Below are 10,123 nucleotides of genomic sequence, written 5' to 3'. Positions count from 1 at the left end.
CAGGCCGGGCGCCGGGGCGAGGGCCGCGCCGTCGCCACCGCGTACGCCGGCCGGCTCCTCGGCCGGGCCGGGCGGCCCGGCCTCCAGCACGCGGCGCAGGTCGGCGAGGAGGCTCAGCCGCTCGGCGGAGTTGTGGTCGGACTCGGGCGCGTAGACGGCGACCGTGTCGTTGCGATGCTTCGCGTCGTACATGGCCACGTCGGCGTGGCGCATCAGGGTGGCGAAGTCCTCGCCGTGCTCGGGGAAGAGGGCGATGCCGATGGAGCCGCCCACGTCCAGCGGCAGGCCGTCCAGCGGCACCGGCTCGGCGAGCGCCGCCACCACCCGGTCGGCCCGCTCGCGGGCCTGGTCGGTGCCGGTGAGCCCGGGTACGACGATGGCGAACTCGTCGCCGCCGAGCCGCGCCACCAGGTCCTCCTCGCCGACCACCTCGATCAGCCGGGCGCTCACCTCGACCAGCAGCCGGTCCCCCACCGCGTGCCCGAGCGCGTCGTTGACGTGCTTGAACCGGTCGAGGTCGAGCAGCAGCAGGGCCAGGTGGGCGTCCGGCTCGCCGCGGGCGGCCCGCTCGGCGTGCAGGTGCACCTGCTCGGCCACCTCGGTGAGCAGGGCCTTGCGGTTGGGCAGCCCGGTCAGCGGGTCGAGGTCGGCGAGCTGTTCCCGCTCGGCGGAGAGCCGCGCCATCCGGTAGACCGCGAACAGCGGCACCAGCACCAGCGGGATCAGCGCGGCGCTGGCCCGGGCGGCGGCCACCAGCACCGGGGCGAGCAGCAGCAGCGAGCCGGTGGAGAGCAGCTCGTAGGCCAGGCCGAGCCGGACGCTGGGCCACCAGCGGTCACCGAACCGCAGCCGGATCGCGGAGCTGACCAGGCCGTAGTTGACCACGAACCAGGCCGTCGTGGCGCCGGCCACCGCCGCCACGTCGGTCCAGTGCAGCCGGCCGCCGTCGAAGAGTTCGCCCGGGCCGAGCCGGGTGAATCCGTACGCGGCGGCCAGCGCGCACGCGTACTGGGCCCCGTTGAAGGCGGTGCGCCAGCCGGCGTAGCCGAGCCGCCAGCCGGAGACGGCCACCGCCACGGCCTGCACGGCGACGGCCGGGCCGAGCCCCCAGCCGAGCAGGATGGCGAAGGTGAAGCAGGTCGACGGGAAGACCGCCGAGGTCTGGCGCCGACCGGGCGGCACGAACGGGCGGGCGTCGCAGGCGACGGCGAGCGCCGCCATGGTCCAGAACGCGGCCGGCAGGTGGGGCAGCTCGTCGGGGAGCGCGGCCAGCGGCCCGGCCGAGACCAGCAGGGCCAGGACGCCGACCACGCTGACGAAGCCGAAGAACGGCCCGGTCCGCCCGGGCGGGACGGAGTTTCGCGGGTCGCCGGTCTCCATCGCACCTCCCGGGATCGGCCCCGGCGCGCGCCGTCACACGCCGTACGCCAATGAAACGCCCTCGGTCCCGATTTCCCCGACACGACAGTCACGAATCGGTCGTAGTCGTAATTAAGTTGGAATACGCGGCAGGCGCCGGCGCGAGGGCGCGCGGTCAGCCCTCGACGCGGGCCACCTCCCGGGCCGCGTCCGGGCCGGACTCCAGCAGCACCCGGAAGCCCTCCTCGTCGAGGATCGGCAGTTTCAGGTCGGCCGCCTTGTCGGCCTTGGACCCGGGGTTGTCGCCGACCACCACGAAGCCGGTCTTCTTGGAGACCGAGCCGGTGACCTTGCCGCCCCGGCTCTGGATCGCCTCGGACGCCTGGTCGCGGCTGAACCCGGCCAGCGTGCCGGTGACCACCACCGTCACCCCTTCGAGCGGACGCGGCCCCTCGTCGCCGGCTTCCTCGGCCATCCGTACGCCGGCCTCGGCCCACTTGCGCACCACCTCGCGGTGCCAGTCGACGGCGAACCACTCCTTGATGCTGGCCGCGATGGTCGGGCCGACCCCGTCCACCGAGGACAGCTCCTCCTCGCTCGCCGCGTCGATCGCCTCGACCGAGCGGAAGTGCCGGGCGAGCGCCTGCGCCGCGGTCGGGCCGACGTGCCGGATGGAGAGCGCGACCAGCACCCGCCACAGCTCCCGCTCCCTGGCCACGGCCAGGTTGTCGAGGAGCTTGGTGGCGTTGCTGCCCAGGGTGCCGTCCTTGTTGACGAAGAACGGCGAGCCGGTGAGCTGCTCGGCGTCGAGAGAGAACAGGTCACCCTCGTTGGTGATGATCTGCGCGTCCAGCAGGGCGGCCGCACCCTTCTCGCCGAGCGCCTCGATGTCGAGCACCCTCCGGCTGGCCAGGTAGAAGACCCGCTCGCGGATCTGGCCCGGGCAGGTACGCGCGTTGGGACAGCGGATGTCGACGTCGCCCTCCTTGGCCGGCGCCAGCGGGGTGCCGCAGGCCGGGCAGGTGGTGGGCATGACGAACGGGCGGGCGTCGGCGGGACGCAGGTCGACCACCGGGCCGAGCACCTCGGGGATGACGTCGCCGGCCTTGCGCAGCACCACCGTGTCGCCGATGAGCACGCCCTTGCGCTCGACCTCGCGGGCGTTGTGCAGGGTGGCCAGGGCGACCGTGGAGCCGGCCACCCGGACCGGTTCGAGGACGGCGAACGGGGTGACCCGGCCGGTGCGCCCCACGTTGACGTCGATGTCGAGCAGCTTGGTGGTCACCTCCTCCGGCGGGTACTTGAAGGCGATGGCCCAGCGCGGCGCGCGGCTGGTGGAGCCGAGCCGCCCCTGGATGGAGACCGGGTCCACCTTGACCACCACGCCGTCGATCTCGTGCTCGACGTCGTGCCGGTGCTTGCCGTACCAGGCGATGTATTCCGCGACCCCGGCCAGGTCGGGCACCACCCGCCAGCGGTCGCTGGTGGGCAGCCCCCACGCCTTGAGCGCCGCGTAGGACTCGGACTGCGCGGCCGGCTGGAAGCCCCGGCGGGCGCCGATGCCGTGCACCACGAGGCGCAGCGGCCGGGAGGCGGTCACGCGCGGGTCCTTCTGGCGCAGGCTGCCGGCAGCCGCGTTGCGCGGGTTGGCGAACGGGGCCTTGCCCTGCTCGACCAGGCCGGCGTTGAGGTCGGCGAAGCCGGCCACCGGGAAGTAGATCTCGCCGCGCACCTCGAGGAACTCCGGCACGTCGGGGAAGTCGTCGGAGGGGGTCAGCCGGGCCGGCACGTCGCGGATGCTGCGGACGTTGGCGGTGACGTCCTCGCCGGTGCGCCCGTCGCCCCGGGTGGCGGCCCGGACCAGCCGCCCCTTCTCGTAGGTCAGGTTGATGGCGAGGCCGTCGACCTTCAGCTCGCAGAGGTAGGGCACCTGGCCACCGGCGTCCCGCTCGACCCGCTCGGCCCAGGCGGCCAACTCCTCGTCGGCGAAGGCGTTGTCGAGCGAGAGCATCCGCTCGGCGTGGGCGACCGGGGTGAAGTCGGTGGAGAAGGTGCCGCCGACGCGCTGGGTCGGCGAGTCGGGGGTGCGCAGGGCCGGGTACTCCGCCTCCAGGGCCTCCAGCTCGCGCAGCTGCTTGTCGAACTCGGCGTCGGAGATGATCGGCGCGTCCAGCACGTAGTAGCGGTACTGGTGGTCGGTGAGCTCCTGGCTCAGCGTGGCGTGCCGCTCCCGCGCCTCCGGGGTCGGTTCGGCGCCCGCCGCCGCCTCCTGCGCGGCGCTGACCGCCTGGGGAATCGCTTCTTCAGACACCCTGCCGCCTTCGGACACCGCTGTCGACCTCCCGTGATCGTGCTACCCCCGCACCGTAGCGGGCGGGCCCGACAACCGCCCCCGACCCGTCGTTCCGTTCCCCCGCCGATCATGAGGTTGGCGGCGCCGAAGCGGACATTCCACCCCGCCAACCTCATGATCAACCAGCGGTTCCCGGGTCGGGGTCGGGGTCGTGGTGCGGGGTGGTGGGGTGGTCGGCGTGCGACGATCGCCGGACGGTGGTGGCCGGCACGGGCGAGAGGCGGGAGTACGGATGCGCGACGGGCTGCTGTGGGCGGCGGTGATCGTGGCCTGTGTCGCGGCCGGCTGGCTGTGGGGCGAATGGCGACGCCGGGCCGCGAACCGGGCCGCGGAGGCGGGTCGGCGCGCGGGGGGCCGAGGCGGGGCACCGGGCGCGGTGAACGGCAGGTCCCGTCGTGGTTCCCGCTCCGGGACGGACGTGCGCACCGGCAGCGGGGCACGTCCCGGGCGCGGCGGCACCCGCCCCGGCGGTGGACCCGACGGCGGCCGCCTGGGCGGCGAACCGGGGCGCGGACGTACCGGCGCGGCGCCGCGACCGCGGGACGCCGGGCGAGGTCCGGCGACCCCGCCCCGGCCCGGGGAGATCTGGTGGGCCGACGTGCCCTACGCCGACGGGACCGGCTCGAAGGTGCGCCCCTGCCTGGTGCTGCGGGTCGACGGTCGGGACGCCGACGTCCTGAAGATCACCAGCCAGGACAAGTCGGACCGGGACGACCACGTGCCGATCCCGACCCGGAACTGGGACCCGACCGCCGACCACGACAGCTTTCTGGACATCAGCGAGCCCATCCCGCTACCCCTCGCCGCCTTCGAGGACCGAGCCGGCCCCTGCGACCCCGACCTCTGGCAGGCCATCCGCCGCCTCCCCCACCTAACGGCCTAACCCCCCCCCGGAGGGGTTAGTCCAGAGGGGTGGTCAGGGTGGTTAGCTGATCGGCGTATTCGATTCGGGTGGACCAGTCGGGTGGCCAGGCCGACATGCCGTGGGCGGCGCCGAGGAAGGCGCCGGCCAGTGCGGCGATGGAGTCCGAGTCGCCGGCCGTGGTGGCGCCCCGGGCCAGCGCGCCGACCGGGTCGTCGGCGTGCCGCAGGGCGCAGAGCAGCGCGGTGGCCAGCGCCTCCTCGGCGATCCAGCCCTCGCCCGTGAGCCGGCACGGGTCGCCGCCGTCGTCGGGGCGGGCCAGCGCCGCGTCGAGCCGGCCGAGCACGCGCAGGCACTCGTCCCAGCCCCGGGCGATGAACTCCTCCGGCGTGCGCTCGCCCGGGCGCTGCCACAGGTCGCCGAGCCAGTCGGCCCGGTAGACGCTGCGCTGAGCGTGGGCCCGGTCGGTGAGCAGTCCGGGCAACTCGGGCAGCGCGGCGCCGTCGCGCAGCAGCCGGACCGCGTACGCGGTCAGCTCGCTGGCCGCCAGGCCGGTCGGGTGGCCGTGGGTGAGGCCGGCCTGGAGCTGGGCCAGCCCGGCCAGGGTGTCGAGGTCGACGTCGAGCAGCCCGACCGGAGTGACCCGCATGTTCGCCCCGCAGCCCTTCGAGCCGGCGACCGTCGCGTCCTGCCAGCGGGTTCCCCGGTCCAGCTCGGCGCAGGCGCGCAGGCAGGTCATGCCGGGCGCGCGGTTGTTGTCCGGGCTGACCGCCCAGTCGAGGAAGCGCCGCCGCAGCAACGGCTCCACCGCCTCCGCCGTCCAGGCCGGCGCGCCGTGCAGCGCCCAGGCCACCGCGAGCGCCATCTGGGTGTCGTCGGTGACCAGCGCGGGGTCGCCGGTCAGCTCCCGGGGGCCGGCCGGACCGTAGCGGCGGACGATCTCGGCGACGGTGAGGAACTCGGTGGGCTTGCCCAGGGCGTCGCCGTAGGCGAGGCCGAAGAGGGAGCCGGCGGCGCGGCGCGGGGCGGAGTCGATCACGGTGGCGATCATGCCCCGCCCGCGCAAGCCGGGCCCGGGGCGGATCAGTCCCAGCAGAGGCAGAACGGGTGCCCGGCCGGGTCGGCGTAGACCCGGAAGCCGTCCCCCTCGCCGGGCAGCCGGCGCGCGCCGAGGGCCAGCGCCGCCTTCTCCGCGGCCTCGATGTCGTCGACCGTCACGTCGAGGTGGAACTGCTGCGGCCGCTCCGGGTCGGGCCAGGCCGGGGCACGCAGGTCGAGCGCCTTCTGGAAGGCGACACGCGGCTGGTGGCCCGGCCGGCCGCCGAGCACCACCCAGTCGTCACCGTCTGAGTTGTCCTCGATCAGCGGGAGGCCGAGCAGCTCCGCGTAGAAGCCGGCCAGCGCGCGCGGATCGGGGCAGTCGATCACCACAGAACGCAGCTGTCCAATCATGCCGGTCATCCTGCCCCCGGGGTCCGACAGGAAACCTCACTCCTCGGCGAGTCGGCGGCCGGCGTCCCGGCAGGCGGCGAGGACCGTCCGCACGTACGCCGGGGTGGCCCCGGCCAGGCCGCAGGCGGGAGTGACGACCACCTGCTCGGCGAGCCGGCGGCGGGGGAAGCCGAGCTGGTCCCAGACCCGGCGTACCCGGTCGGCGACCTGGGCCGAGGTCGGCGCGCGACCGGCCGGCGGCAGCGCGGGCGCGGCGCCGGCCAGCAGTCCGAGCCCGGCGTCGATCGCCTCGCCGAGCGGGTCCAGCTCGGTGACCAGGTCGAGGTCGAGGGCGATGCCGGCGGCCCCGGCGGTGCGGATCAGCTCCAGCGGCAAGTCCGGCGCGCAGCAGTGCACGACGGTGGGTACGCCGGCCGCCTCGATCACGCCGCGCAGCAGCGCGCGGGCCACCTCGGACCCGACCGCCCGGTGGGTGCCCAAGCCGCTCTCGGTGGGCACCCGGCCGGCCAGCACCGCGGGCAGCGACGGCTCATCGAGCTGGAGCAGCACCGCGGCGCGGGGCAGCCGCCGGGCCACGGCCGCCACGTGCCCGCGCAGCCCCTCGCCGAGCGAGCCGGCCAGGTCCCGGACCGCGCCGGGGTCGCGCAGCAGCCGGCCGCCGATCGGCAGCTCCAGCGAGGCGGCCAGGGTGAACGGGCCGGCGGCCTGGACCTTGACCGGCCCGGCGTACTCCTCGGCCTGCTCGGCGAGCTGGTCGAGGTCGCGTTCCATCAGGTCGCGGGCGCGGCGCAGGTCCTTGCCGGGGCGCGGGGCGATCCGCCAGCGGGCCGCGTACAGCTCGACGGGCAGCTCGACGAGCAGGCCGCCGGTACGGCCGATCAGGTCGGCGCCGGGGCCCCGGGCGGGCAGCTCCGGCAGGTGCGGCAGGGCGGGCAGCTCACCGAGCACGATGCGCTGCGCCTCGGCGACGTCGGTGCCGGGCAACGACCCGATCCCCGTCGCCGTGCCCACTCCCCACGGCCAGGTCGTCTCACTCACCGCCGCAGCCTACCCACCGCCCGCCGCACCGCACGGAGGGATCTCGGCGAGGGGTCAGCCGGTGATGGTGGCCGAGCCGAGGACGACGTCGCCGGCCGGGTCCGGGCGGTACGCCACGATCGCCTGGCCGGCGGCCACCCCGCGGACCGGGCGGCGCAGGTCGGCGTGCAGCCCGTCGGCGTCCAGCGACACGGTCGCCGGCACCACGTCGCCGTGCGCCCGCAGCTGCACCTCGCACTCGATCGGCCCGCCGGGACGCGCGCCGCCGGTCCAGACCGGGCGGGTGGCCCGCACCTCGGCGACCTCCAGTGCCTCGGCCGGCCCGACCGTCACCGTGTTGGTCTTCGGGGTGATGGAGAGCACGTAGCGCGGCCGGCCGTCCGCGGCGGGCCGGTCCAGGTGCAGGCCGCGCCGCTGCCCGACGGTGTACTGGTAGGCGCCGGTGTGGCTGCCGACCACCGCGCCGGTGAGCGCGTCCACCACCTCGCCGGGGGCCTCGCCGAGCCGCTGGGACAGGAAGCCCCGGGTGTCGCCGTCGGCGATGAAGCAGATGTCGTGCGAGTCCGGCTTGTCGGCCACGGCGAGGCCGCGCCGGGCGGCCTCCGCGCGCACCTCGGCCTTGGTCGAGTCGCCGAGCGGGAAGATCGACCGGTCGAGCTGCGCGCGGGTGAGCACCGCGAGGACGTACGACTGGTCCTTGGCCGCGTCGACGCTGCGGCGCAGCAGGCCGTCCGCGCCGAGCCGCGCGTGGTGGCCGGTGACCACGGCGTCGAAGCCCAGGGCCACGGCCCGGTCCAGCACCGCGGCGAACTTGATCTTTTCGTTGCAGCGCAGGCACGGGTTCGGGGTACGGCCCGCCGCGTACTCCGCCACGAAGTCGTCCACCACGTCCTCATGGAACCGGTCGGCCATGTCCCAGACGTAGAACGGGATGCCGAGCACGTCGGCGGCGCGGCGGGCGTCCCGGGAGTCCTCCAGGGTGCAGCAGCCCCGGGCCCCGGTGCGGTAGGTCTGCGGGTTGCGGGCCAGCGCCAGGTGCACCCCGGTCACGTCGTGCCCGGCCTCCACCGCGCGCGCCGCCGCCACGGCGGAGTCCACCCCGCCCGACATCGCCGCCAGAACCCTCACCAGCTCGCTCCCCTCGTCATCACCGAGGGTATCCGGGTCAGCGGGGGGTGCGGAGGGCGGCCGCGCGGCGGGCCCGCTCCACGGCGCCGGGCAGCGCCGCGATGAGGGCGTCGACCTCCGCCTTGGTGCTGGTGTGACCGAGGGTGAAGCGCAGCGACGAGCGGGCCCGGTCGTCGTCGGCGCCCATCGCCAGCAGTACGTGCGAGGGCTGGGCCACCCCGGCCGAGCAGGCCGAGCCGGTCGAGCAGGCGATGTCCTGGGCGTCGAGGAGCAGCAGCAGCGCGTCCCCCTCGCAGCCGGGGAAGGAGAAGTGCGCGTTGCCGGGGAGCCGGTCGGTCGGGTCGCCGTTGAAGATCACCTCGGGGACCGCCTGCCGGACCCGCTCGACCAGGTCGTCGCGGAGCGCGGCGACCCGGGCCGCGTACTCCTGCTGGCCCTTCACCGCGGCCTCCACGGCGACCGCGAAGGCGACGATGCCGGCGGTGTCGAGGGTGCCGGAGCGGACGTCGCGCTCCTGGCCGCCGCCGTGCAGCAGCGGGGTGGCGGCGACGTCACGGGCCAGCAGCAGCGCGCCGACCCCGGTCGGACCGCCGAGCTTGTGGCCGGTGACGGTGAGCGCGGCGACGCCGCTGGCGGCGAAGTCGACCGGCACCTGACCGACCGCCTGGATCGCGTCGGTGTGGAAGGGCACCCCGTGCTCGGCGGCGACCGCGGCCAGCTCGGCCACCGGCTGCACCGTGCCCACCTCGTTGTTGGCCCACATGGCGGTGACCAGGGCCACCCGGTCGCCGTGCGCGGCCAGTTCGGCGCGGAGCCGCTCCGGGCCGAGCCGGCCGGTGGCGTCGACCGGCAACCAGCCGACCTCGGCGCCCTCGTGCCCGGCCAGCCAGTCCACCGCGTCCAGCACGGCGTGGTGCTCGACGGAGCTGGAGACCACCCGGATCCGCTCGGCGCGGGCGGCGCGGCGGGCCCAGAAGATGCCCTTCACCGCGAGGTTGTCGCTCTCCGTGCCGCCGCCGGTGAAGATCACCTCGGACGGGCGGGCGCCGAGCACGGCCGCCACCCGCTCGCGGGACTCCTCCACCCGCCGCCGGGCCCGCCGGCCCGCCGCGTGCAGCGACGACGCGTTGCCCACCTCGCGGGCCGTGGCGAGGTACGCCTCGAGTGCCTCGTCGAGCATCGGGGTCGTCGCCGCGTGATCCAGGTATGCCATCACCGCTCAGCCTAACGGCCGACGGGCGTGCCGCCGGATGCCGGACCGCCCGTCCCGTACGGGGGCGGGGACGGCGGTCCGGACACCTCCGTGGAGCCATCCTTCGTTCGCGACTGCCGGAGCACGTCTGGCAGGGCATCGTCGAGGAGGTCCGGGCAGCCGAGGAGTTGCCCGCGCGGCGCCGGCCCGCCGCCGCATCCGGCGGTGCTGGCCAGCGCGCCGCTGGCCGCGTTCGGCTCGACACCTCGGGCGACGCCCGGGTGCTCGGTGACAAGCAGTTGCACCTGCACGTGGCGAATCTCCCGCGCGTTCCGGGGTATTACGAGGTCTGGCTGACGTCCCCGGGCGATGCGGATGTCTTCCTTGGGTACGCTGAGCAAGGCGTCGGGAGACGAGTTGCTGCCGAGGCCCCCGGACGTGGTCCCCCGGACCTACTCTGTGGTCGACGTCTCCGCCGAACAGTTCGACAACAAGCCCGCCCACTCCGGCGACAGTCCGCTGAGGGGCACCTGACGGGCTGATCGGCGGGCCGGCTCAGCTCCCCGGCCCGCCGATCAGCTCCCTTCCGCCGCACGGAAGGGCCCGCAACACACGCGAGCCGCCGCCCGGATCACCGGGCGGCGGCTCGTGTCGTGACGGGGTCACTTGCGCTTGCGGATCTCCTCGGCGGCCTGCGGGACGACCTTGAACAGGTCGCCGACCACGCCGAAGTCGGCCA

Annotated in this window: 9 protein-coding genes; 2 read left to right on the top strand and 7 right to left on the bottom strand. The window is 75.3% G+C overall.

The window, feature by feature from the left end; all coding sequences use genetic code 11:
* Positions 1-1,380 (bottom strand): GGDEF domain-containing protein (locus B0E53_RS28065; protein WP_146167792.1); only part of this gene is annotated, 1,380 nt, incomplete at its 3' end.
* A gap of 154 nt (positions 1,381-1,534) precedes the next feature.
* Complete coding sequence (gene ligA / locus B0E53_RS28060) at positions 1,535-3,670, bottom strand: NAD-dependent DNA ligase LigA (RefSeq protein WP_107078772.1); 2,136 nt, start codon at positions 3,668-3,670, stop codon at positions 1,535-1,537.
* Positions 3,671-3,944: 274 nt separating this feature from the next.
* Between ligA and B0E53_RS28055 the strand changes: the two genes are divergently transcribed.
* Positions 3,945-4,595 (top strand): type II toxin-antitoxin system PemK/MazF family toxin, encoded by a 651-nt coding sequence (locus B0E53_RS28055; RefSeq protein WP_107078771.1) that lies wholly within the window; start codon positions 3,945-3,947, stop codon positions 4,593-4,595.
* A gap of 16 nt (positions 4,596-4,611) precedes the next feature.
* On the opposite strand, the gene B0E53_RS28050 is transcribed toward B0E53_RS28055, so the two are convergent.
* Genes B0E53_RS28050 through B0E53_RS28030 form a run of 5 tightly spaced genes read right to left on the bottom strand, consistent with a single transcriptional unit; the run spans position 4,612 to position 9,405 of the window.
* The gene (locus B0E53_RS28050; protein ID WP_107078770.1) at positions 4,612-5,625 is read right to left on the bottom strand and encodes an ADP-ribosylglycohydrolase family protein; all 1,014 of its coding nucleotides are present in this window, start codon (positions 5,623-5,625) and stop codon (positions 4,612-4,614) included.
* A 32-nt stretch (positions 5,626-5,657) separates the two neighbouring features.
* Positions 5,658-6,026: a VOC family protein gene (locus B0E53_RS28045; protein ID WP_210406241.1), complete on the bottom strand. Its 369-nt coding sequence runs from the start codon at positions 6,024-6,026 to the stop codon at positions 5,658-5,660.
* A 36-nt stretch (positions 6,027-6,062) separates the two neighbouring features.
* Complete coding sequence (locus B0E53_RS28040; protein ID WP_107078768.1) at positions 6,063-7,064, bottom strand: methionine synthase; 1,002 nt, start codon at positions 7,062-7,064, stop codon at positions 6,063-6,065.
* 54 nt (positions 7,065-7,118) lie between these two features.
* Positions 7,119-8,192: a tRNA 2-thiouridine(34) synthase MnmA gene (gene mnmA, locus B0E53_RS28035; protein WP_107078767.1), complete on the bottom strand. Its 1,074-nt coding sequence runs from the start codon at positions 8,190-8,192 to the stop codon at positions 7,119-7,121.
* A 37-nt stretch (positions 8,193-8,229) separates the two neighbouring features.
* On the bottom strand, positions 8,230-9,405 hold the full coding sequence (locus B0E53_RS28030) for a cysteine desulfurase family protein (RefSeq protein WP_107078766.1): 1,176 nt from the start codon (positions 9,403-9,405) through the stop codon (positions 8,230-8,232).
* Between the two features lie 363 nt (positions 9,406-9,768).
* Here B0E53_RS28030 and B0E53_RS39740 point away from each other — a divergent pair, with 363 nt between their 5' ends.
* Positions 9,769-9,918, top strand: a complete 150-nt coding sequence (locus B0E53_RS39740; RefSeq protein ID WP_246835635.1) for a hypothetical protein — start codon at positions 9,769-9,771, stop codon at positions 9,916-9,918.
* Positions 9,919-10,123 lie beyond the last annotated feature (205 nt).

The organism is Micromonospora sp. MH33 (genome assembly GCF_003013775.1).
Taxonomy (GTDB): Bacteria; Actinomycetota; Actinomycetes; order Mycobacteriales; family Micromonosporaceae; genus Micromonospora; species Micromonospora fulviviridis.
This window is presented reverse-complemented; position numbering and strand designations above follow the sequence as displayed.